Annotated in this window: 20 protein-coding genes; 8 read left to right on the top strand and 12 right to left on the bottom strand. The window is 49.0% G+C overall.

Translation table 11 applies throughout. The features are described from left to right. The 5 genes from J7619_RS05040 to J7619_RS05060 all read right to left on the bottom strand — a co-directional run bounded on the left by J7619_RS05040 (nt 1) and on the right by J7619_RS05060 (nt 4,812). Entirely contained in the window at nt 1–1,050 is a 1,050-nt protein-coding gene (locus J7619_RS05040; protein WP_291194970.1) for an efflux RND transporter periplasmic adaptor subunit, read from the bottom strand. Nucleotides 1,051–1,319: 269 nt separating this feature from the next. Then, nucleotides 1,320–2,636: a TolC family protein gene (locus J7619_RS05045; RefSeq protein WP_291194973.1), complete on the bottom strand. Its 1,317-nt coding sequence runs from the start codon at nt 2,634–2,636 to the stop codon at nt 1,320–1,322. A gap of 55 nt (nt 2,637–2,691) precedes the next feature. After that, nucleotides 2,692–3,303 carry a TetR/AcrR family transcriptional regulator gene (locus J7619_RS05050; protein ID WP_291194975.1) on the bottom strand — a complete coding sequence of 204 codons (612 nt, stop codon included), beginning with the start codon at nt 3,301–3,303 and terminating at the stop codon, nt 2,692–2,694. A 175-nt stretch (nt 3,304–3,478) separates the two neighbouring features. Next, complete coding sequence (locus tag J7619_RS05055) at nt 3,479–4,468, bottom strand: FAD:protein FMN transferase (RefSeq protein ID WP_291194977.1); 990 nt, start codon at nt 4,466–4,468, stop codon at nt 3,479–3,481. A gap of 149 nt (nt 4,469–4,617) precedes the next feature. After that, a complete protein-coding gene (locus J7619_RS05060) occupies nt 4,618–4,812 on the bottom strand; it encodes a hypothetical protein (protein ID WP_291194979.1) in 195 nt (64 codons plus the stop codon). A gap of 227 nt (nt 4,813–5,039) precedes the next feature. On the opposite strand from J7619_RS05060, the gene J7619_RS05065 reads away from it, so the two are divergent. Together J7619_RS05065 and J7619_RS05070 are read left to right on the top strand one after the other, a co-directional pair. Beyond that, complete coding sequence (locus J7619_RS05065) at nt 5,040–5,186, top strand: hypothetical protein (protein ID WP_291194981.1); 147 nt, start codon at nt 5,040–5,042, stop codon at nt 5,184–5,186. A gap of 51 nt (nt 5,187–5,237) precedes the next feature. Beyond that, nucleotides 5,238–6,824, top strand: a complete 1,587-nt coding sequence (locus J7619_RS05070; protein WP_291194983.1) for an amidase — start codon at nt 5,238–5,240, stop codon at nt 6,822–6,824. A 122-nt stretch (nt 6,825–6,946) separates the two neighbouring features. Here the strand turns inward: J7619_RS05070 and J7619_RS05075 are convergent, their stop codons facing one another. Further along, nucleotides 6,947–8,404 (bottom strand): hypothetical protein, encoded by a 1,458-nt coding sequence (locus tag J7619_RS05075; protein ID WP_291194985.1) that lies wholly within the window; start codon nt 8,402–8,404, stop codon nt 6,947–6,949. Nucleotides 8,405–8,678: 274 nt separating this feature from the next. Here J7619_RS05075 and J7619_RS05080 point away from each other — a divergent pair, with 274 nt between their 5' ends. Beyond that, the gene (locus J7619_RS05080; RefSeq protein WP_291194987.1) at nt 8,679–10,379 is read left to right on the top strand and encodes a hypothetical protein; all 1,701 of its coding nucleotides are present in this window, start codon (nt 8,679–8,681) and stop codon (nt 10,377–10,379) included. 63 nt (nt 10,380–10,442) lie between these two features. Here the strand turns inward: J7619_RS05080 and J7619_RS05085 are convergent, their stop codons facing one another. Together J7619_RS05085 and J7619_RS05090 are read right to left on the bottom strand one after the other, a co-directional pair. Then, on the bottom strand, nt 10,443–11,228 hold the full coding sequence (locus tag J7619_RS05085; protein ID WP_291194989.1) for an alpha/beta hydrolase: 786 nt from the start codon (nt 11,226–11,228) through the stop codon (nt 10,443–10,445). A 103-nt stretch (nt 11,229–11,331) separates the two neighbouring features. Beyond that, nucleotides 11,332–11,919, bottom strand: a complete 588-nt coding sequence (locus J7619_RS05090; RefSeq protein WP_291194991.1) for a Crp/Fnr family transcriptional regulator — start codon at nt 11,917–11,919, stop codon at nt 11,332–11,334. A gap of 148 nt (nt 11,920–12,067) precedes the next feature. Between J7619_RS05090 and J7619_RS05095 the strand changes: the two genes are divergently transcribed. Together J7619_RS05095 and J7619_RS05100 are read left to right on the top strand one after the other, a co-directional pair. Beyond that, on the top strand, nt 12,068–13,321 hold the full coding sequence (locus tag J7619_RS05095) for an asparagine synthetase B (protein ID WP_291194993.1): 1,254 nt from the start codon (nt 12,068–12,070) through the stop codon (nt 13,319–13,321). A 99-nt stretch (nt 13,322–13,420) separates the two neighbouring features. Beyond that, a complete protein-coding gene (locus J7619_RS05100; protein ID WP_291194996.1) occupies nt 13,421–14,017 on the top strand; it encodes a Uma2 family endonuclease in 597 nt (198 codons plus the stop codon). Here J7619_RS05100 and J7619_RS05105 read toward each other — a convergent pair. The 3 genes from J7619_RS05105 to J7619_RS05115 form a co-directional block, all read right to left on the bottom strand. After that, nucleotides 14,014–14,958 carry a helix-turn-helix domain-containing GNAT family N-acetyltransferase gene (locus J7619_RS05105; RefSeq protein ID WP_291194999.1) on the bottom strand — a complete coding sequence of 315 codons (945 nt, stop codon included), beginning with the start codon at nt 14,956–14,958 and terminating at the stop codon, nt 14,014–14,016. The two genes, J7619_RS05100 and J7619_RS05105, sit on opposite strands and share 4 nt — an antisense overlap. Nucleotides 14,959–15,054: 96 nt before the next feature. After that, nucleotides 15,055–16,164 (bottom strand): lipid-A-disaccharide synthase, encoded by a 1,110-nt coding sequence (gene lpxB, locus J7619_RS05110; RefSeq protein ID WP_291195001.1) that lies wholly within the window; start codon nt 16,162–16,164, stop codon nt 15,055–15,057. Nucleotides 16,165–16,203: 39 nt separating this feature from the next. After that, nucleotides 16,204–16,623 (bottom strand): 6-carboxytetrahydropterin synthase, encoded by a 420-nt coding sequence (locus J7619_RS05115; RefSeq protein ID WP_291195004.1) that lies wholly within the window; start codon nt 16,621–16,623, stop codon nt 16,204–16,206. Nucleotides 16,624–16,800: 177 nt separating this feature from the next. Between J7619_RS05115 and rfaD the strand changes: the two genes are divergently transcribed. From rfaD to J7619_RS05130, 3 genes are all read left to right on the top strand, one after another. Beyond that, nucleotides 16,801–17,766 (top strand): ADP-glyceromanno-heptose 6-epimerase, encoded by a 966-nt coding sequence (rfaD, locus tag J7619_RS05120; RefSeq protein ID WP_291195007.1) that lies wholly within the window; start codon nt 16,801–16,803, stop codon nt 17,764–17,766. Nucleotides 17,767–17,958: 192 nt separating this feature from the next. Then, nucleotides 17,959–19,404: a Fe-S cluster assembly protein SufB gene (gene sufB, locus J7619_RS05125; RefSeq protein WP_291195010.1), complete on the top strand. Its 1,446-nt coding sequence runs from the start codon at nt 17,959–17,961 to the stop codon at nt 19,402–19,404. A 99-nt stretch (nt 19,405–19,503) separates the two neighbouring features. Next, complete coding sequence (locus J7619_RS05130; RefSeq protein ID WP_291195013.1) at nt 19,504–21,777, top strand: cation:proton antiporter; 2,274 nt, start codon at nt 19,504–19,506, stop codon at nt 21,775–21,777. On the opposite strand, the gene J7619_RS05135 is transcribed toward J7619_RS05130, so the two are convergent. Next, entirely contained in the window at nt 21,767–22,663 is an 897-nt protein-coding gene (locus tag J7619_RS05135; protein ID WP_291195016.1) for a 1-aminocyclopropane-1-carboxylate deaminase/D-cysteine desulfhydrase, read from the bottom strand. The genes J7619_RS05130 and J7619_RS05135 overlap by 11 nt on opposite strands. Nucleotides 22,664–22,697 lie beyond the last annotated feature (34 nt).

A 22,697-nucleotide genomic window follows, 5' to 3' on the forward strand; every position in this document is an offset into this window, starting at 1 on the left:
TTATTGCGCAATAACCGATGTCCCGTTTTGCAGATTGATCTGCCCGCTGGTCACCACGCGGTCGCCGGCTTTGAGGCCTTTTGTAATCTCATAGTATTCGTTCGTCGTCGCACCCACGCTCACGTCGCGCAATGTGGCCTTGCCGTTTTCAACCACATACAGTTGCGGCTGTTTCGCCGACCCCATGATCGCCTGGCGCGGTACCGCCAATGCCTCCCCTTTCACTTTCGAATCGCTCGCAATGGAGCCATACATACCCGCTTTCAACGGATTCACGGATGAATTTTGCACCGTAATTTCCACCGGATAGTTATGCGCCTCGTCGCCCTGGGCAGCTACCATCGTTACGCGGCCGTTGAAGTTCGCGTGTGGGTACACATCCGTGTGTACGGGAATACCCTTACCGGTTTTGAACTCATTCACCGATTTCTCAGGGATATTCACCACCAGTTTCAGCGACGAAATGTCGGTAATCTCTGCGATCGGTGTTCCCTGACTTACGACCGAGCCTTTTTCTACCATTTTGGCGGTAATAATGCCTCCGAATGGCGCTATAATACTGGTATTTTTAATTTGCTTGTTCAATTGCTTGATCTGCGCCTGCGTGCTGCGAATGCTCAGCTGCGTGCGCTCAACATTCACTGCCGGGGTTGCATCGCCTTTCACCAACGCTTCGTAGCGCTTCAAATCATTCTGATATCCTTCCAAAGTAACCTGCAATGCTTCCACCTGGTAATGCAGCTGCTCGTCGTCGATCTTCGCGATGAGCTGTCCGGCTGCCACATGCTGGCCTACTTCCACGTTCAGTTTCACGATCTCACCACTAGCCTGCGGGCGGATTTCCGCCTTCCGGTTCGGGTTGAATGAACCCAGAAAACCCGACTCCTGTGACAGATCGCGCAGTTCTGCGACCGCCACCTTCACCCCCACCTTCGGATCCGGATCAGGGATATATACTTTCTGCTCCGTTTTTTCCTTGTTGCTCAGCAACTTCGCCGCCGTAAGCCCCAGCACGGCAATAATTCCCAGGAAGATGAATAGACGTTTCATGTTTGTTAATGATTGAATGACCCAATGATTGAATGATTGAATGACCGAATGATTGAATGATTGAATTTTGAATGAGTGAATGAGTGAATGATCAAATTTTTGAATGATTTATATAGACAATTCAATCATCAAGTGAATGTACAGACTGGAATCCGAGCAAAATATTCACTCATTCACTCATTCAATCATTCAATCATTCAATCATTGTTTTCAGCCGTCGATGAAGTGTCCGTTTGTTGATGAATAGGCATTTTTGATGAAGTATCTTTTTATTTCTGAACGAGCTGCCCCGTTGCTTTTTTCCATTCCAGTTCGGCTTTCAGGAGCTGCACGAGCGAGGTCAGATAGTTACTTTGGGCATCCAGAAGGCTGTTTTCGGCCTGGATCACATCGGTAAGCGACACGGTCCCTTCCTTGAATTGCAGCTGGATCTGTTTATAAACTTTCTCCGCCAATGCTACCTGGCCCTTTTTGGCATTGATATTCTTCTGCTCCACGCCAAACTTGTTCCGCGCATTGTTTTCCTCCATCTGGATGGATTCGCGTACCTGTTTCAGCTGCACGTCAAGCTTCTCCCGGTCTATCTGGTTCTGACTGCGCTTGGCCTTCCGCGCCATTCCGTCGAACACATTCCAGTTGAGCTGCAAACCCGCCCAGTAACCAGGCACATCCTGAAAGGTCGAATTCTCGCCGCCTTGCGCATAGAAAGCCATATTGGCCACACCGTAAGCATTCACCGTAGGAATCAGGCCCGAACGTATATTCTTGTCCTGTAACTCGTTAATATCCTTTTGCTTTTGCAGCAAAGCCACATCCGTACGCCTGGTTTTGTCCCAATCGGAGTACGCAGGCAATGCAACATCACGAACGCTCACAAGTATACGCACTGAATCGTTCTGGGGGATTCCGGTGTAGTATTTCAAAAGGTTAACCAGTTGATTATAATTATCTTTCAGCGTGGCTTGCTGCGTTTCCGTGGCGGTTTTGTTAATGAGTATCCTGTCCACGTCCACCCGTTGCCCGAGTTTGTTCTGGTACAACAAATCCGAAACCTTGTAAAGCCTGTCGAGCGAGATGAGGTTACTATCCAGAAAAGCCATCTGCTGCACAACGGTAACCAGGTTGTAATAGGCATCCGTCACATGATAGGCCACATCTTCCTTGGTTTTGGTCGTGCTGAGCGACGTCAGCTCGCGGTTCAGGTTCGCCGCCTTCAAGGCATATTTCACCGACGGATTGTACAGTGCCTGAGTCACTTGTGCCGTAGTCGAAAGATTATAAGGCAACCCGAATGCCAGCGTACTGAACTCTCCTTCCGGCCCACCGAACGCGCTTGCCGGTACCACCTGCCCGGGGATCTTGAAATACCGTTTGTAATCCCCCGACACATTCAGGCTGGGTAGCAACGCCGAACGCACTTCGTCGATTTTCGCATTCGTTTTCGCCTCATCGAGCCGTGCAGCCTGTACACTGAAATCGTTTTTCATGGCCAGGTCCAGCAATTGGTTGAGGTCGTATTGCTGCGCCTGCGTTCGCTGGAAAAGCATCAGGCATAGCATCCCCGTGACATGGAACAGGTGTTTCATGGCTAGAACAAATGTTTATTTTAAATGTTTGTTTAATGAAGCGGCAAAAAAAATGCTATCCGATCACCAGATAGTTGCACACCATTGCCTTAATGTGCTCCTTTTGTTCTTCGGCGTACTTTTCGAAATCCTCGTCGCTCATCATAAAAAGCTCCTTATGGATTTCCTTGCCCATAAAAATGAACTCTACGCCGCATTTGATCAGCGGAAGAATGTTTTCGAGCTGCATGGGCCGCAATGTGCCGTTAGCCGCTCCTTCTTCCAACTGCTTTTTGAGATGGGTTTCCCGCACCTGCCTGAAAATCGACATATCCGGAAAAAGCCTTTGCGGTGATTTGTGGATCTCGTTCATGATGAAGATCACCAGATCGGGCTCCTGTTTCATCATCGCAAAATCATTGTCGATGATCTCCGAAATCTTTTGCTTTATATCAATGTCCTTGTTCAGGATCGTGAGCATGTTCTGAAAGTATTCTTCCAGCACATCTTTGAATATTTCCAGAAACAATTTCTCCTTGCTTCTGAAATAGTAGTTAGTTAATGCAATATTCATATCGGCTTCCTTCGCGATGTCACGCGAGGTAGTGCCGTCAAAACCTTTTTTCAGAAAAACCCGCTTTGCCGCCTCTCTTATCTTATCCTCACTTTTTTCTGTAACGCACTTCACGATTCTGGTGTGTTAGGTTTTTGTTAATGATTGCAGCTGCTTATTGAATCAACGGATCAAAGTTGTGCAATTGAAATAACAATGCCAAATGTTTCAAATATAAATTTTAAACAAACATTTAAAATATACATTTAAAACCAATATTTACCCGATTTGTCCTATTATCCGCCCGTCCTTATTCCAGCATGTTCCACTCTGCAACGCGGTCGCCCTGCTTTTCCACAAGCCACACCTTACTGCCCTTGAAACGTTTGAGGTACTTTTTACTCTTTTCAATGCCCGCCACGCTAAATGCGGTTGCCAGCGCGTCGGCCACGGTCCCGTCGGGCGAGATGACCGTCGTGCGTACATGGAAAAGCAGGCCGATACCCGTTTTCGGATCGACGATATGCGAGTAGCGCACGCCCTTGTACTCCATATAGCGGTATGTCGGACCGGAAGTTGCGAGCGCGACGTTGGAAAGCTGCATGGCTTTCAACGAATCACTGCCATTCGAGACATTGATATTCCACCCTTTGGTACCGGGGGGAGGGTTAGTGAGGACGATTTTCCCTCCCGCATCCATCATCGCCGAAGTGATGCCTAATTTTTTGAGTTCTTTAATCGCTTCCTCGGCCGCATAGCCTTTTCCCAGGCCCCCGATATCGAGCCGCATGCCTTTTTGCGTGAGCATAATGCTGCGCGTTTTCTTATCCATTTTCAACTTGGAATAGCCCGTACGCGCCAGGGCGTCGCGGATCTCTTCCTCGGGCGGGAATATGCCCTTACGCGTCGCGTGCCGCCACATCTGTACGACAGGCCCGAGCGTTGCGTCGAAAACGCCGCCGGTTTTGGCGCTGATATCCTGCGAAACCGCCAGAATATCAAAAAGATCCTTACTCACCGGCACCCATTTTCCGCTTCCCGAAGTCGCGGAGAGGCGGTTGATCTCACTGCCGTCGCGGTAGTCGCTCATGATTTCATTCAGCTCTTCCACCCTTTTGAAGGCACGATCGGCCGCGACTTTGGCTACCGAATCACTGGACGCATAGAAAACAAGCTTGAAGGGCGACCCCATCAATCCCTTTTCGAATGTATAACGTTGCTCCTGTGCGCGTAGCGGCGATACGAAGGCGATCAGACAGGCAAAAAACAGGAGTAGAAAAAACTTTGAAAATAAGCTCATTGGAATAAAAATGGGTAATAGCGCGGCAAAACTACTTCATTTCACGCAATTCGCAGGCAGCCGCCCGGACATAATACGGCAAGCCCCTCCAACGACAGAAGGGGTACGGACGTCCCGTCCGTACCCCTTCCGCTTCCGGTAATTATATATCAGTATTCGCTATACTCGTCTATCAGATTACTCTCCTCAGCCTGGTGATGATGATGTGCATTAATGGCATCTTTAATCATTCCTGCACCTATAAATGGCAGGGAAACAACAGTCGAAATAATCATTGCGAAAAACATAATAGTTGCAAAAAATAACTTCCCGGAATACCCAACTACTTTCGATAAGAAGTTCATGCGATTCCAATTATTTAACTATAATTTTCATTAATAAAGTTACAAAAAATAACTATGCCAGTCCAATAAAATATGTTTATTTTGGCACTTAATTTAATGATTTATAGTCATTTAACGACACAAAAGAAAGCAGTTGGTAGCATCTGTTCTACAAAACATAGAAACATTTTCCACGAGATGTCATCAATTGTAAAAATCATTTCTCATCAGCAGACCTCCTCCGATTCATGAATAATTTTTTCTCGGCTTTTTTCAGGATCATTTTTGCCGGAATCCTTGGTACAGCTACCGTGCTCACGACAATTATCATGTCGCCATTCCTGCTGATCATGTGGATCTGGAAAAAACTCGGCGACAAGCCTCCCCGTCCGTAAAAGCAGAAGTTTCTATATTGCAGGTAAACAAAAACCTGACGATGCGCTCCTATGAAAAGAAGAAACTTCCTGAAACTTGGCTCAGCGGCCGGATTGTTTACTCTTATGCCGGCTTTTGCGCGCCGCGCACACGCGACCACCACCAGCGAATATACCGAAATGACAGTCGCCGAAATGCAGAAACGAATGCGGTCGGGCAGACTGACATCTTTAACTCTCACACGTCATTACCTCGATGAAATTGCCCGTGTAGATAAAACAGGCCCCAAACTTGCATCGGTTATCGAAGTAAACCCCGATGCGCTCCAGATTGCGGCCGCCCTGGATAAGGAGCGTAAATCAGGAAAACTCCGTGGCCCGTTGCATGGCATTCCCGTCCTTCTGAAAGACAATATCGACACCGCCGATCGGATGAAAACCACCGCCGGCTCGCTGGCATTGCTGGATAACGTGGCTTCAAAGGACGCATTCCTGGTGGCGCGGCTCAGGGAAGCCGGTGCGGTAATCCTGGGCAAGACCAATCTGAGCGAATGGGCCAACTTCCGCTCCACGCGGTCATCCAGTGGTTGGAGCAGTCGTGGCGGGCAGACCCGGAATCCGTATGTACTAGACCGTTCCCCGTGCGGATCGAGTTCAGGCTCAGCGGTGGCGGTTGCCGCCAACCTTTGCGCCGTAGCTGTCGGCACCGAAACGAATGGTTCAATCGCATGTCCGGCATCCATGAACGGCGTAGTAGGCATCAAACCGACCGTTGGTCTGGTCAGCAGAAACGGCGTGATTCCTATTTCCCAAACACAGGACACGGCAGGCCCATTCGGGCGGACTGTCGCCGACGCGGCCGTGTTACTCGGTGCTATGGCCGGCCAGGACCCGGCGGATATCACGCAGCACCAACCCCGGCAGCCTCTGCCTACCGATTACACGAAGTACCTGGATCCGGACGGGCTAAAAGGGAAGCGTATTGGCGTAGAGAAATCCATGCTGGAAATGCACGAGGGCATCGACGCGCTGCTCGGCAAGGCGTTGGAGCAGCTTAAAGCAGCCGGAGCCGAAATCGTGGAGGTCGAATACATGAAGGTGCAGAAACTGCCCGGCGCGGAATCGCTGGTGCTGCAATATGAATTTAAAGACGGCATTAACCGGTATTTGTCAGGATCGAACGCGAAAATCAGGTCGCTCGAAGGACTGATCGAGTTCAACAAGGCTCATAAGGCGAAGACGATGCCCTATTTCGGCCAGGAACTTTTCGAATTATCGCAGGCCAAAGGCGATTTGAATACCAAAGAATATAAAGACGCGCTTGAAAAGATCAATGGCGTGGCCGATGCATTGAACAACTTGCTCGACAAGCATAACCTGGACGCATTATGCGGCCCATCTACCGGAGCCGCCTGGTGTACCGACCTCGTCAACGGCGACTTCTGGACCGGCTATGGTTCCTATGGCCCAGCTGCATTGTCGGGTTTTCCGTCCATTACCTTACCGATGGGAATGCTCAGCGGCCTGCCGGTCGGTATTTCATTTCTGGCAAAAGCTTACCAGGAACCGGAGCTGATCCGCATCGCGTATGCATACGAGCAGGTATCGCGGAACCGCGTTGCGCCGGGGTATGTACGAAGCGTGGGTCTTGACGGCTGACCGCCGACCGCTGAATGGATCGTTCTCAGTCGTCAGAGATAGTCAAGTGTAGTCAGGAATTGTTGTTTACGTTTTAGGCAAATCAGTGGTCGGCGGTCGTCGGCGGTCAGGCCGCAGGCCCCCTACCTCGCCAGATACATCTCGTAAAACGACCCTTTCTGCCCCAGGAATTGATTCGCTTCCTGCTGGGAATAGATCGCCTTTCCTAATTGGTAGAAATCCTCGTACTGATTATACGGGTACGGCGTAAATTTCACTTTATCAGGGAACAGTGAATGCGTGACTACGTTCTCCGTCAATGCGCGTTTGATGTGCGACAGCGGCACAACCAGCCCCAATACGAGGAAAATAATGATCGGATAAGCGATGCGCATCTTATACCAGCCGGGGTACTCTTTTACCCATTCGGCAAAGCGGTGAAGAATGAAAAGCGACAATAGCGTGAGTACGGGCGTGCTTCCGCGCAGGAACCAGTCATTCCATTTGCCCATCCGGAAAAGCGATATCGCAATCAAAAGCAGGAACAAGGCATGGATGACATTGGCATACTGGCCTCTGTGAAGTTTCAATATCAGCACAATCCCGTAAAGCACGGCGAGGTCGATCACCACGCCGAAAAAATAGTGGAACGCGATTTCATTCCGCGGGTTGAACTGCCAGATAAAACCGGATATGACCGAGCTTTTTCCCTGCAGAAAGAAAAAGAACGTAGGAATAAACAGCAGGCCGGGGAGAAAAAGGTCGAGCATCGGCCTGGGTTTGAGAAAATATTCCGGCTGCTTATAATAACGCAGAACGATCAGAATCCCGAAGATGATCACGAAGACGATCGAAGGGAAAATTCCCCAGATGAAAATGGAAATGACCGCCAGAAAGCTCTTTTCAGGTTTTTTGTCATACACATAATCATGAAATAGCATGCAGGAAACAATGATGATCGGAATGAGCTGGTTGGGTGCCCATTGCGTTTGATACAGTACCGGCCATATCTCTGTAAAAAATGGTGGCACGTGGTAATTAAGGCCAATCGCGTGCAGGAACAGCACCTTGGTAACGTGGCCGATCCCGCCCAGCGAAAGAAAGAACACGAGCGCCAGGTAGCTCCTTTGGGTGAAAATAAGGATCCAGCAAATACCAATAAAAAGCCCTATTGAAGCCCACAGGTATAATGCAATGCCCGAAGGCTCCCCTAACCCCTTCGAAATCAATGCAGGCACGAGAAAGAAACCGAAGTAATGGCATGCGTAGCGGCCATTCTCTTTGAAAGTAACCGGCCACGACTGGTTATAAAGCGTGTAATATTTCGAATTATGCGCCCAGAAGTCGAATGCCTGGAAGCAGAAACCGCCGATTCCTGAAAAGGCGATGATCGCGAGCGAAATGAATGCAACCTCGACCATGTGACGCGTCGCGAGATCGGTCTTCAGGGTTTTCTCCCGACGGTAGCTAAGAACGTACATCGCCACCAGCCCCACCACCAAACACACCGAAATGGGCATCCTGAACCAGCTGATGGAAAAAATCAGGTTAGGTAACAGCAGATAACCCAGACTCAAATTGCGAAGTACAGTTGTTTTCATTCAATAATCGGCATTCAATGGGTTGGATCCCATGTGTTTCTCAAAAAAATCCGACAAAAATACTAGAAATACCTTGTCATCAAAGAGTGACAACCGCTCATTTGTAACCGTTGCAACGCTTATCTCATTTTAATATTAAATATACCAAAAATAGGAAGTCGAAGCGCCATTGACTTCGCAACCGGACCGCTAATTATCCCTCCTCATTGTCGAAAATCGCAAGTAACCCGAGGTGTTTTGCTTCTTTTCTGCGGAAATACCTAACCGTACTTTCATGGACAGGAGACAATTCGTAAGAAACAGTACACTGGCATTCTGCGCGTTACCCGCGCTGCCGGCAATCCGCCGCATTCAAGCCGACGTGATGCCCGAATGGCTGCAGACACTGGTGAAGCAAGCCGACAAAAGCATCGAGTCTTTGCTCACTTATCAGGAGAAGGATCCCCAGAGCCCTGACTTCGGCGGCTTGCGCGATGGTTTCGACCTGCTTAACCCGCACAGCACCTCCGCATTGATCCAGTACGGGGCCAGCGGCTTGTTCTCCCCGACTTCCAAATTCTATCAATCGAAAGATTTGCTCGCGGCCATGGACCAGGCCGCATTATACCTGATCAAAACCCAGCATAGCGATGGCACCATCGACCTGCTTTCGACCAACTTTCATTCGACGCCCGATACCGGCTTTCTGGTAAAGCGGCTGGCGATGGCTTATACGATGATTGAGAAATCGGGTACCGAGGGGGCAAGCAAGATGCTCGCGAACCTGAAAACCTTCCTCGTGCGCGGGGGCGATGCGCTAAGCGTAGGAGGCATTCACACACCCAATCACCGCTGGGTTGTATCAGCCGCATTGACCAAACTGAACGAGCTGTGGCCCAATCCCAAATATGTGGCGCGGGCCGAGCAATGGCTGGCCGAGCATATCGACATCGACCGCGACGGCCAGTACAATGAAAAAAGTACATTCATTTACTCCTCCCTCACCGACCGCCTGCTTATTACCATTGGCAAGGGCCTGAAAAAACCCGAGCTTTTCGACGCCGTCCGCAAAAACCTCGACATGACGATGTATTACGTCCACCCCAACGGAGAGATCGTGACCGATGCTTCCGGAAGACAGGATAAGGCCATTGTAGGCACACTTGAAAATTACTATTACCCGTACCGGTACTTCGCGATCAAAGACGGGAATGCGCAATACGCGGCCATGTGCAGACTGATCGAGAAGACCGCCAGCCTCAAAACCACCGGATTTGTAGATTACTTCCTTACCGATCCCTCGCTTTGGGCTGACCTTCCGGCGGAGAAACCGGTGCCGGTCGATTATGTCAAAACGTTCCCCAATTCCGGCCTTGTGCGCATTCGCCGCGACCGCCGGGACAGCACGCTGATCGCCAATAATCCGGTCTGGTTTACATTTATGAAAGGCAATGCAGTGCTTCAAGGCGTGCGTTTTGCTTCTTCTTTCTTTGGAAAGGGCCAGTTTCAATCTGAGAAAATCAGTGAGAATGGCCATGAATGGGTACTCACGCAGAAGCTCGACGGACCTTATTTTCAACCTTATCCCAAAGAATCCATCGCGCCGGATGGCGATTGGGAGAAGATGCCCCGGAATTTCAGGCCGCAAAGCGAAGTACAAATACTGGAAACAAAAGTGCTGATCCGGGAGGCTCCCGGCGGTATGGAAATAGAAGTGGTAACGAGCGGTACCAAGCGTGTGCCGGCTGCATTGGAATTAATTTTCAGACCCGGCGGAACGCTCAAAGGTGTTTCCAAAATTGAAAACACCAAAGATTCGTGGTTACTGAAAGAGGCAACCGGCTCTTACGAATTGGGGGGAGATACGATCCATTTCGGTCCGGGACTGGCATTGCATAAGAATACTGCATTACGGGGAGCCTTACCACCCATGGAAGCACCTACTGTTTTTCTCACTGGATTTACACCTTTCAAGCATGTGATCCGCTTTTCCTGATGTATATTTTAAAACTGTCCCTCACCGGAGTGGCGGCCGCTGCGCTCCGTTGGGGAATCCGTTTTAGTGTTTGCTGATCCATTCGAGGATGTAATCGGCATCCTCTTTCCAGGTGGGTTGGCCTAGCACGAAGTGGTTACGACCGGGGAACTCTTTGTAGTCGGTCACAGAGCCATTTTGTTTGTAAGCTTTGAAGTTACGGAGGTTCAAAGAAGCCGGAATGATGTTGTCGAATTCACCCGAAGTGATCAGCAACGGAGCGTGGGCTTTTTTGAAATCCACTTTGGCTGCGGAAGTAATACCGCCGCGGGCTACGGTTTTGGATTCGGGGATCACGTTTTCTTCCCAGGTTTTCATTTGCTCTTCGAGCGTCATGCCGTTGGTGAAGGCATATTGCCAGTCGGCGAGCGACATCAGGTAAGTTTTTTTCAAAGAGGTAAACAATCCGAATACTTTATAACCTGCTTTCAGGAAGGAGAATTCGTAGGGGATCACACCTTGTGGAGGTACGGGGTGAATGGCGGCCCCGGCGACGCCCAGGTCGCGGTTAATCAAAATCTGGGTAATCAATCCACCCAGCGAGTGGCCGATAATGATTGGTTTTTCGGGTAAAGATTTTACAAAATTGGCATAGTGGTCAACCAGCTCTTTGAATGTCAGGCCGGCCAGGGCGGTGTCGTTGGGTTGTCTGTCTCTAAGTTCCGCCGCCGTTGCATCTTTATATGGCCAGGCAGGTGCGTAGGTGGTGTAGCCTTTGCTTTCAAAATAGGATTTCCATTGGTCCCAGCCATTGTGGCTTACGAATGCACCTGTTACAAATACGACGGTTTTGGTGTTATTGGCTTTCATGATTTCTATCGGTTAAAAGTTGAATTTTTGTTTTGTGTTCCGCTTTGGACATGACAAAATTCAGCACGTTAGCCGACTATATTCTTAACCCAAGTTAAGATCGTCATTTACCCACCATTCTTTTTCTGATACGGCTCAGCGAAGGGGCCTGAATGCCCAGATAAGAGGCAATATGATATAACGGGACGTTGTTGAAAATATCCGGATGGTTCCGGATCAGTTCGAGATAGCGCTGCTCGGGCGTACGGAACATGAATTCCTCGGCGCGGTTCATGGCCAGGTTAAATGCAGTTTCCGCGACCAGCCGTCCGAACCTTTCCCAGTGATGCGACTTCCCGTACAATTCAGTGAGGTGATTGATGTGAATATATAAAACCGTCGATTCCGTCATCGATTCGGTGTAATAACTGCATGGCGTTTGTGTTACGAAGCTCTTGTAGGCTACTACCACCTGGTTTTTGGAAAAGAAAAACACATTCTTCTCCTCAGCCGATTCGTCATCGATATAGTAGGTCCTGAACACGCCGTCGAGGATGAAACCCAGGTATTTGCAGACGTTTTTGTATTCATTGTAAAACTCGCCCTTCCCATAGGTTTTTCTTTGCCAGTAAGGTGCCGACAGCTCAAATGCTGCAGCGTCGATACCCGCGAATTGGTTGAGCGCGTAGTTCAGAACTTGTGTTTCCGTCATGAGTTATGTGAGTGAATAAAGCTATATTCCAAAAATAGAGATAGGACGCACAAAAACCTCATAACCAGCTACCTAAAATCTCGATATTTCGTTAAATTTGATACACCTCCCCTGACGATGCAGCTTCGGACTTCAAACGCTTCTTACCATGCAGAGAAAGATTCTACCGCTCGTATTGGTTTTCCTGTCGCACATCTGCCTCGCAAACCAGATCCTGATCCCGATGGACAATACGCAGACCAATCATCTGAAAGCGTACGGCCTGGCTTACATTCTGCTGAAGGGAGATATTGAAGTGGATTGGCTGCTCAACTACCGCGGGGGCAGCTTTAAGGTCCAATACAGCAAATCCATTGAAAATGAATGCAAACTGAGGGCAGTTTCCTATGAAGTGCTGTCGGAGGCGGCAAGTGCACAGATCGTGAACGAGATCAGCAACCCCAACGTGAATATGGACGTGGTAAAGCTGTTCAAAGCAGCCAAAATTGCGGTTTATTCGCCCATCAAGATCAGCCCCGCCGAGTTTGAAAATACCGATGCGGTATTGCTCGTGCTCAAATATGCCGAAATTCCGTTTGAAGTCATTTACGACGAAGAAATCCTGCGTGGCGACCTTCCCAAATACGACTGGCTCCACTTGCATCATGAAGATTTTACGGGACAGTTTGGCAAAAATCTCCGCCGCACCAGTGAAGCCGATATCAAAGCCCAGGAGGCTATTGCGAGCCGTTACGGCTTTTCGAAAGTCCCGAAAATGAAGCTGGCCGTCGCGAAGGCCATTAAGGAGTTCTGCGCAGGCGGGGGTTTCCTGTTTGCCATGTGCTCCGGTGCGGAAACGTTTGATATCGCATTGGCGGCCGAGGGCGTCGACATTGTCGATAACCTCGACGGCGACGGTATCGACCCCGACGCACAATCTAAGCTGGATTTCGACAAGACATTCGCATTCTACAACTTTAAGCTCCAACTCGACGAATACGATGGCATGAATTTCTCGGACATCAACTCCGCAGCGGGCCGTTACCGTGGCTGGGGCGAAAATGATGCCTACTTTTCCCTTTTCGACTTTTCGGCGAAATGGGACGTCATTCCGGCCATGCTCGTACAAAACCACGAGCACTTAATCCGCGAATTTTTCGGCCAAACCACCGCATTCTCCAAATACACCGTCAAGCCCAGCACGCTCGTCATGGGCACCAGCAGCAACTCCGACCGCTATATTTACGGCGAACTGGGCCGCGGCCAATGGACCTTCTACGGCGGCCACGACCCGGAAGGCCGGGGCGGGGGCGGCCGGCGCATGCCCACCGACCTCAACCTCTACCCCAACTCTCCCGGTTACCGGCTGATATTGAACAATGTGTTGTTTCCTTCCGCGCGGAAAAAGAAGCGGAAGACTTGATCATTGATAGCGTTCGGCTGCACATCAGCCCTGCATTCCGGGCATTGCTGATTGACTTCCGGCGGGATTTTGGGTAGATTTACTCAAAAAGAATATGCTATGCCTTCGATCGTAACTGATTTTAATGAACTTGACCTGGACGGCACATACACCTATGCTGATTACTTACTCTGGCAATTCAAGGAGCGGGTAGAACTGATTAAGGGCAGGATTTTCAAGATGTCGCCAGCTCCGAATACATCGCATCAGCTGATTTCATCAAAGCTCCAGGGCAATCTTTTCGTGCATTTGAAGGACAAATCCTGTTATTTGTTTAGCGCCCCATTCGATGTAAGGTTGTTCGACACGAAAAAGTCTGCGTTTGTCAACAGAGACATCTACACAGTTGTGCAGCCTGACTTATGTGTTGTTTGCGATAAAAATAAATTGGACGAAAAAGGCTGCCTTGGCGCTCCCGACCTGGTTATTGAAATCCTATCTCCTGGCAATTCGAAGAAAGAGGTAGACAGCAAATTCGATTTATATCAGGAAAGCGGCGTCAGGGAATATTGGATTGTTCAGCCCATCGATCAGAATGTATTCATTTTTACACTGAGCGATTCCGGTGTCTTTATCGGCCTAAAACCTGCAACAGCGGAACTGCGTTCGGTCATATTCCCTGAACTCTCAATCGATTTGAAAGAAATTTTCAACTAGTTCAACATCATCTCCATCTTAATATCCGCCCGCTTGAAATTATGCCCTGTAAGCGGTACTTCTTCAAATCCCAGCTTTTTGTAAAGGTTAATACCCGCTGCTGACCCTTTTCGATTGGAGTAAAGGATTATTTTAGCCGCGCCTAACTCCCGGGCCTTTTCAATCACCGCATTACCGAGCAGGTCACCAATCTTCTTGCCCCGCATGCTTTTTGAAACGGTCATTTTGCTCATTTCAACTACATCGCCATTGCGCTTCAGTGCACACGTACCCACCGGCTCGTCGCCGTACAATGCGATCAGGATGGCACCGCCGTCTTTAAGGTAGTAGGTTTCCGGGTCGGACAAGGTCTTTTCGTCTTCGGGCTCTACTTCATAGGTATCTGAAATCCAGGCGTAGTTGAGGTCATAAAATGCCTGTGCGTGCTCCGGCTTATAATCCACAATGCGGATCGCAGCATTGGTTTCCTCGTTTTCCATTCGTTTGTAACGTTCAAAAAATCCTTCTTTTTTCAATTGGTACTCTGTCTCGTCCATGGCTTGTAACAAGTTGTTTGCATTGTCAATAATTTGTTCTGCTGTTTTACGGATTTTCTCCCAAACCGGCTGCATTTGCGCCACGAGCTTACCGGCCTTCTTTGTGAGCCGCACCATTCGCTTGCGCGTATCACGCTCGTCTTTAAATGATTCCACCATACCTTCCTTTTCCAGCTCTTTCAACAAGCTGATCGTAGACGGATGCGCATAACCGATTTCCTCGGAAAGCTCCATAATCCCCAGCGCCCCCTTCCTGTGCAGCGCATAAACAATCGGAAACCATTTCGGCTCGAAGTTGATGCCGTTATGCTGGTAAATAAGCACACCGTCCTTCCGGAACTGGTCACTCAGGCGCTGCAAACGGGTCGAGATTGCGAGGGCTCCTACTTCGTTGAAGATGTTCATATTTGATGCTTTTTTAATTTATGTTCAAATTTACGTAGATAACTACATAAATATCACTACAATCGACACAAAAATTTTTATCTAATTCATAATAAGCTACTTGGAGAGATATTGAACGATAAGTACGCCGGTGTACTGAGATGCTCCTGCCCCGCCCACGAGCTCCGCGAGGCGCGTATAATCCTGCATTTGCACCATATGCTTGCTTCCGCCCGGAAGGATCGCTCTCAATTCAGAAACCAGATTTGTCTCATTCAATTCATCCTGGATCAGTTCACGAACAGCTTCTTTTTCGAGGATCAAATTCACCAGCGAAATGAATGGAATACGGATCAGGCGCTTGGCCAGGGCGTAGGAAATGCCGCTGGTGCGATAACAAACTACTTCGGGGACTTTAAGCAATGCCGTTTCCAGAGTCGCCGTGCCCGAAGTCACTAGTGCCGCATCCGCAACGGATAGCAGGTCGTAAGTACGTTCATAAACGATCGCTGCCTTGCCGCTGGATAAGTACTGCTCATACAACGTAGAAGGCAAATTCTTCACGCCTGCAATTACATATTGGTAACCAGGGAAATGCTTCTGCGTGGTCAGCATGGTATCGAGCATACCAATGATCTCTTGCTTGCGACTGCCGGGAAGCAATGCGATAATGGGCCGGTCGTCGAGGTTATGCTCGCGGCGAAAATCAGGATCGGGCCGGAATGCGGCGATGGCATCCATGAGCGGATTGCCCACGTAATCGACTTTGTAATCGTATTTTTTGTAGAAATCGACCTCAAACGGAAAGATCACGAACATGTGGTCCACATTGGCTTTGATCTTCCAGGCGCGTTTCTGGTTCCACGCCCATACTTTCGGTGAAATATAATAGAAAACTTTTAGCCCCCTGGCTTTCGCGAACGATGCGATACGCAGGTTGAAACCCGGATAATCGATCAGAATCAATGCATCCGGTTGGTATTCGAGAATATCCGCCTTGCATTTTTTGAGGAAACCGGTGATCGTACGCAGGTTCATGACCACTTCCAGGAACCCCATAAAGGCAGTGTCCTTATAATGCGTAACGAGGTCCATGCCTTCCGCCTCCATCATATCGCCGCCCCATCCACGAAACTCGGCCTCCGGGTCACTTGCCCGAATGCCCTTAATCAGATTGGAGCCATGCAAATCCCCCGAGCGCTCGCCCGCAATTAGGTAGTACTTCATAGGCTATCGGCCGTCGGCCGTCGGCTGTCGGCTGTCTTACTACTCCCCATAATACTCCACAAAGTTCTTCGGCGTTTCTATCAGCTTGATATAGTGCAGTTTCGCATTAGGCGCCGCCTGTGCAATGGCTGGTTCGAGGATATTCCAGATTTCCATCACAAATATTTCACAAGACGCCATTTTGCCTTGCATGAAGTCAACATCGAGATTGAGGTTTTTATGATCCACCTTATCCACAACCTCATTCTTGATAATATCCCCCAGCACTTTCAGGTCGATCACAAAACCTGTATCAGGGTCGGGCTTGCCTTTCACCGTAACAATCAGCTCAAAATTATGCCCATGCCAGTTGTTATTGGCGCAAGGGCCAAATACTTCCTGGTTTTTCTCATCACTCCACGCCGGGTTGTAAAGCCGGTGCGCCGCATTGAAATGCTCTTTTCTTGTTACGTAAATCATAAAACTTCCTGCCACTTGATAATTCTGGTGCAAAATTACACCTTGTATCCGTAGTTTTGCTTCTTAACAAGAGGATAACTAAAAAAAATCCTATTTCACAGTTAAAATTTAAGAGTAGATCGGCACGATTCGCTACTCTTATCTGGCATTCTTTTTACCGTTAAACATATAATCTCGATGATTATCGTAACAGGAGCAGCCGGCTTTATTGGCAGCGGGCTTATCAGCCGCCTCAATCAAGACGGCTTTACAAACATTATTGCAGTAGATGATTTTTCCAAAATCGAAAAAGCAGAAAACCTCGAAGGAAAGACGATCAAGGAAAAAGTAGAAAGAAATGCACTTTTCGAATGGCTGGATGCCAATCACCGCGACGTAGAATTCATTTTCCACATCGGCGCGCGTACCGACACCACGGAGTTCGACAAGGAAATTTTTGATGAACTGAATGTAAATTATTCCAAAGGTATTTGGGAAAAATGCGTGGCCTACCAGATTCCCCTCGTGTACGCGTCGTCTGCGGCTACGTACGGGCTGGGCGAGCACGGGTACGACGATAACGAGTCGACAATCGGCCAGTTGAAGCCACTGAACCCTTACGGCGATTCCAAAAACGAGTTCGATAAATGGGCATTGGCGCAAGAGAAAAAACCGTTTTTCTGGGCTGGTCTTAAATTCTTCAACGTTTACGGCCCTAACGAATACCATAAAGGCCGTATGGCGTCGGTGATTTTCCATGCTTACAACCAGATTAAGGCAACCGAAAAAATGAAGCTTTTCCGCTCGCATAACCCGGACTTCAAGGACGGCGAGCAAATGCGCGACTTCATTTACGTCAAAGACCTGATCGACGTTTGCATTTTCTTCATGCACCACCGCAAGAACTCAGGCATTTACAATCTCGGAAGCGGTCGCGCGAGAACATTCAAAGACCTGGTTACCAACACATTCCTGGCCATGGGCAAGACGCCGGACATTTCGTACGTCGATACCCCGGCCGATATCCGCGACAAATACCAATATTTCACGCAGGCCAATATGAGCAAGCTGCGCTCCGTCGGATATACCCGTCCGTTCAGCACGCTGGAAGAGGGAATTGATGATTATGTGAAGAATTATCTCTCGTCGACATCCTATTTGTAGGCCTTCCTGTTGATCAAAACTTTGAAAAGACCTGCCCTGGCGGGTCTTTTCTGTTTTACTTACCCAAAACCTATTTCCACCGGCCGCTGCCGGAATCTCCACAATTTTCCGTATTTTTGACCCTCTGAATAAACTCAATCCCACTTCTCTGTGTTAGCATGATACCAACCAGAGTGTGACATTATTACGACTATGAGCAAAGAAGAAGAATTGTTGGAGGAAATCACCAGTTCGGAATACAAATACGGCTTTGTGACTGATATTGAAGCAGATGAGGCTCCTGCGGGCCTTAATGACGATATTATCAGGTTCATCTCAGCCAAAAAGAATGAACCCGAATGGATGCTGCAATGGCGCCTGAAAGCGTACCATTTGTGGCTCACCATGGAAGAGCCCAAATGGCCGAACGTGCATTACCCGCCCATCGAATTCCAGGCTATTAAATATTACTCGGCACCAAAGAAAAAGAAGGCTGTCGAAAGCATCGACGACATCGATCCCGAGTTGCGTAACACTTTCGAAAGACTGGGTATTTCTTTGAATGAACAGAAAAGGATCTCCGGTATCGCGGTTGACGCGGTGATGGACTCCGAATCGGTTTTCACGACCTTCAAAGAAACGCTCAAAGAAAAGGGTATCATTTTCTGCTCGATCAGCGAAGCGATCCGTGAGCATCCTGAGCTGGTGAAGAAATACCTCGGCTCGGTGGTACCTCCTAAGGATAACTACTATGCCGCTTTGAACTCGGCGGTTTTCTCCGACGGATCATTTGTATATATTCCCAAAGGCGTTCGTTGCCCGATGGAGCTTTCGACCTATTTCCGTATCAATGCAGCGGGAACAGGCCAGTTCGAAAGAACGCTGATCATCGGCGACGAGGACAGCCACGTGAGCTACCTCGAAGGTTGTACGGCGCCAATGCGTGATGAAAACCAGCTGCACGCTGCGGTGGTGGAAATCTTCGCACACGACAATGCAAATGTCAAATATTCGACCGTACAGAACTGGTACCCGGGCGACAAGGAAGGAAAAGGCGGGATTTACAACTTCGTGACCAAACGTGGCCTTTGCGACGGCCCTAATTCCAAAATCTCCTGGACGCAGGTGGAAACCGGCTCCGCGATTACCTGGAAGTATCCTTCGGTGATCCTGAAAGGCGACAATTCGATCGGCGAATTTTACTCGGTGGCTGTAACCAACAACATGCAGCAGGCTGATACGGGTACGAAAATGATCCATATCGGTAAAAACACCAAAAGCCGGATCGTTTCCAAAGGTATTTCGGCCGGAAAGAGCCAAAACTCCTACCGTGGATTGGTGCAGGTGTTCAAAAAAGCAGAAAAAGCACGTAACTTCTCGCAATGCGATTCCCTGCTGCTTGGCGACAAATGCGGCGCGCACACTTTCCCTTACATTGAAGTGAGCAACCCATCGGCCACCGTAGAGCACGAAGCAACCACTTCGAAGATCGGGGAGGACATTCTTTTCTACTGCAACCAGCGCGGTATCCCGACGGAACAAGCGGTTGCATTGATCGTGAATGGCTATGCTAAAGAAGTATTAAACCAGCTTCCGATGGAGTTTGCCGTTGAAGCGCAAAAACTACTGGAAATCAGCCTGGAAGGAAGTGTAGGTTAAAATTTCCGATCAGATAAAACACAGAAAGCCTTTGATTCGTCGAAGGCTTTTTGTATTTTATTGATCTTAGTAATTTTTTCCATCAACGATCCACCCTTCATGACTCACGTTCCACAACTAATCATAGACCTGTCGCTCATTCTCACAATGGCCGGTATCATTACCGTAATCTTCAAGAAATTGAAGCAGCCAATCGTGCTGGGCTACATTTTGGCCGGGTTACTTGTCGGACCTAATTTCCACTTGTTTCCCACCATTACGGACATTAAAACGATCGAGATCTGGGCAGAAATCGGGGTGATCTTCCTGCTTTTCAACCTGGGTTTGGAGTTTAGTTTTAAAAAGCTGGTTAAGGTCGGCAATACGGCCGCCATTACGGGTCTCTTTGAGGTTTTTATGATGCTGGTAACCGGCTTTGTTACCGGCCAGCTGCTCGGTTGGAGCAAAACCGACAGCCTCTTTCTTGGCGGCATCATCGCCATTTCATCTACCACCATCATTTTCCGCGCATTCGACGAGTTGGGGCTGAAAACGCAAAAATTCACCCGGGTGGTAATGGGCATTCTCGTCATCGAGGACCTTACAGCCGTTTTACTGATGGTATTGCTTTCGACATTGTCGCTAAGCCAACAGTTTGCCGGATTTGAACTGATCCAATCGAGCCTGAAACTCTTTTTCTTCCTCACAATCTGGTTCCTCGGCGGGATTTTCGTGTTCCCTACCCTGCTCAGGCGTTACCGGCATCTGATGAACGATGAAAGCGTGCTGATCACCTCGGTCGCATTGTGCTTCGGAATGGTATTTCTCGTTACCAAAGCGGGCTTTTCGGCGGCTCTGGGCGCATTTATCATGGGCTCTATCCTCGCCGAAACTACTCATGCGGAAAAAATCGAGCATTTGCTCAAACCGGTCAAAGACCTTTTCGGAGCCGTTTTCTTTATTTCAGTAGGAATGCTGATCAATCCGGGGCTATTGCTCGAATACGCGATACCGACGGCCATTCTCGTGCTCGTTGTAATGCTCGGTAAAACGACGTTTGTCACACTGGGGGCGGTTATTTCTGGCCAGCCATTGAAAAAATCGCTGCAATCGGGAATGAGCTTATCCCAAATCGGGGAGTTTTCGTTCATCATCGCCAACCTTGGCCTGTCGCTGAAAGTAACCAGCGGCTTTCTGTACCCGATCGCGGTCGGTGTTTCGGTGATTACCACATTTGCCACGCCTTACATGATGAAGGCCTCCGAACCGCTATATGAATGGCTGAACAAGCATCTCCCTGAAAAATGGCGCCTCTACCTGAACCGGTACAGCACAAGTACGGAAACCATAGCGCAAACCACGCAATGGAATGAAATTCTCAAATCCTATGCGCAGACGGTGATTTTGAACTCAGTCGTCGTGGTCGGCATCATCCTCGCGTCCTCCCGCCAGCTCGCACACCAGTTGCATGCGCGCCTGCCTGAGACGTTCCTGACCAACTCGGTGCTCTTTGCCATTACATTCCTGTTGATCTCGCCATTCCTCTGGGCGTTGGTTTTCAAAAGAGGTAATCGGAAAGCTTATTCTACGATTTGGCTCAGCCGGAAGTACAGCCGCGGACCGTTGTTAGTACTAGAACTTTCAAGGGTGGTCATAGCGATTCTGCTGATGGCCTTCCTGCTCAATTCGTTCTTCTCCACCAAGACTGCATTTATCGTAGCGGGAGGCATTATGGTACTCGGCTTCGCTATTTTTTACCAAAGACTTCAACAATTTTACCACAAAATCGAAGATCGTTTCCTGCAAAACCTCAATGCAAGGCAACTGGAAGGGAGCGGTAAATCGAAAAGAATTCTCCTGCCGTGGGACGCACACTTTGCATTCCTCGAAGTGAGCCCCGACTCGAATCTGATCGGCAAAAGCTTGCAGGAACTTAAAATCCGGGAAACATTCGGTATCAATGTCGTGCTGATCGAGCGGGGAAGCAAAACCATCCATTTACCAAGGCCCACAGAGGTTCTCTATCCATGTGACCGCATTGAGGTCATCGGTACAGACGACCAGCTCGACGTTTTCAGGAGCCATATCGAGGTGAGTACGAACGGCGACGTGTATATGGCGCATGAGGATAACGTCGTACTGGAACGCGTCGAAGTGAAAACACAGTACAATATCCGCGGCAAAACGATCCGGGACAGCCAGATCCGCGAAATGACGCATGGTATGATCGTAGGTCTCGAAAGAAACGGCGAGCGCATTCTCAATCCGGACTCGTCGATGGTCATCGAAAACCAGGATGTGCTTTGGATCGCCGGCGACCGGGAGTTGATCAAGGAATTCATTGCCAACAAACCGGCCAACAACGAGGAGGAAGTGGAAGTAGCTACGCCTTGATCAACCCTTGGAGTCCTCCGGTATGTACCGCTACAATCGTCGTTCCGGCTCTAAAAAAGCCTTTTCGAATAAGGTCAAACAGACCAAAGAACATTTTCGCTGTATAAACTTGCTCCAACTGGATATCAAATTCAGCCCGGAAATCTTGCATAAAGGCCTGCAGTTCACTGTTCCATTTCGCATACCCGCCGAAATGATAGTCGGCGAGCAAAGTAAGATTACCGGGTTGTTTGCATTTAGCCAAAAGCCGAAAAATGTCTTCCTGGAGAAAATCCCCTCCTTTTAATACTGAAAAAGCAAGCACATTGGCTCCTGCAGAGAGAATTCCCGCCGCCGTGCCGCCAGTCCCGGCGGCCGTCGCGATGAAATCAGGTATCGAACCCAGCTGGCTTTCTATTTCAAATACCATTTCGGCCACGCCTTTCAATGCAAGCTCCGTGGTACCACCTTCGGGAATGAGGTAGGGGTTTCCAAAACGCCTGGCAACCTCTTGTAGATAGGCTTCCAAATGCCGTTGCCGGTATTCCTCGCGCGATACGAAATGCAATTGCATTCCGTGCTGCCGGCAAAACCGCAAGGTCTCATTCTCCTTTCCTTCCAGTTCTAATCCACGGACAATGCCGATCGTTTTCAAACCCAATGCGTTCCCAGCGGCAGCTGTCGCATATAAATGGTTCGAGTATGCCCCTCCAAAGGTCAATACAGTCCCTTCCCCCCTCGCCTGCGCATCGAGTAAATTGTATTTCAACTTCCGCCATTTATTCCCCGAAACCGTTGGGTGAATAAGGTCATCGCGCTTGATGTAAAGCTGCACTTCGGCCTTCTCTATCTCCGCGTTGACGAGTCGTTCCAGTGGCGTGGGCACCGACGGACTTAGTAAATCCACTTATTTTGATAATTTTGTTGATAGTAAATCAAAA

It is taken from the genome of Dyadobacter sp. (genome assembly GCF_017744695.1).
GTDB lineage: Bacteria > Bacteroidota > Bacteroidia > Cytophagales > Spirosomataceae > Dyadobacter.

Coding starts and splice junctions, on each gene's coding strand:
- J7619_RS05075 (WP_291194985.1), bottom strand. CDS start 8,404: ATGAAAACAACTGTACTTCGCAATTTGAGTCTGGGTTATCTGCTGTTA.
- J7619_RS05045 (WP_291194973.1), bottom strand. CDS start 2,636: ATGAAACACCTGTTCCATGTCACGGGGATGCTATGCCTGATGCTTTTC.
- J7619_RS05105 (WP_291194999.1), bottom strand. CDS start 14,958: ATGAACATCTTCAACGAAGTAGGAGCCCTCGCAATCTCGACCCGTTTG.
- J7619_RS05100 (WP_291194996.1), top strand. CDS start 13,421: ATGCCTTCGATCGTAACTGATTTTAATGAACTTGACCTGGACGGCACA.
- J7619_RS05070 (WP_291194983.1), top strand. CDS start 5,238: ATGAAAAGAAGAAACTTCCTGAAACTTGGCTCAGCGGCCGGATTGTTT.
- rfaD (WP_291195007.1), top strand. CDS start 16,801: ATGATTATCGTAACAGGAGCAGCCGGCTTTATTGGCAGCGGGCTTATC.
- J7619_RS05055 (WP_291194977.1), bottom strand. CDS start 4,468: ATGAGCTTATTTTCAAAGTTTTTTCTACTCCTGTTTTTTGCCTGTCTG.
- J7619_RS05065 (WP_291194981.1), top strand. CDS start 5,040: ATGAATAATTTTTTCTCGGCTTTTTTCAGGATCATTTTTGCCGGAATC.
- J7619_RS05060 (WP_291194979.1), bottom strand. CDS start 4,812: ATGAACTTCTTATCGAAAGTAGTTGGGTATTCCGGGAAGTTATTTTTT.
- J7619_RS05090 (WP_291194991.1), bottom strand. CDS start 11,919: ATGACGGAAACACAAGTTCTGAACTACGCGCTCAACCAATTCGCGGGT.
- J7619_RS05115 (WP_291195004.1), bottom strand. CDS start 16,623: ATGATTTACGTAACAAGAAAAGAGCATTTCAATGCGGCGCACCGGCTT.
- J7619_RS05080 (WP_291194987.1), top strand. CDS start 8,679: ATGGACAGGAGACAATTCGTAAGAAACAGTACACTGGCATTCTGCGCG.
- J7619_RS05130 (WP_291195013.1), top strand. CDS start 19,504: ATGACTCACGTTCCACAACTAATCATAGACCTGTCGCTCATTCTCACA.
- J7619_RS05040 (WP_291194970.1), bottom strand. CDS start 1,050: ATGAAACGTCTATTCATCTTCCTGGGAATTATTGCCGTGCTGGGGCTT.
- J7619_RS05095 (WP_291194993.1), top strand. CDS start 12,068: ATGCAGAGAAAGATTCTACCGCTCGTATTGGTTTTCCTGTCGCACATC.
- J7619_RS05085 (WP_291194989.1), bottom strand. CDS start 11,228: ATGAAAGCCAATAACACCAAAACCGTCGTATTTGTAACAGGTGCATTC.
- sufB (WP_291195010.1), top strand. CDS start 17,959: ATGAGCAAAGAAGAAGAATTGTTGGAGGAAATCACCAGTTCGGAATAC.
- lpxB (WP_291195001.1), bottom strand. CDS start 16,164: ATGAAGTACTACCTAATTGCGGGCGAGCGCTCGGGGGATTTGCATGGC.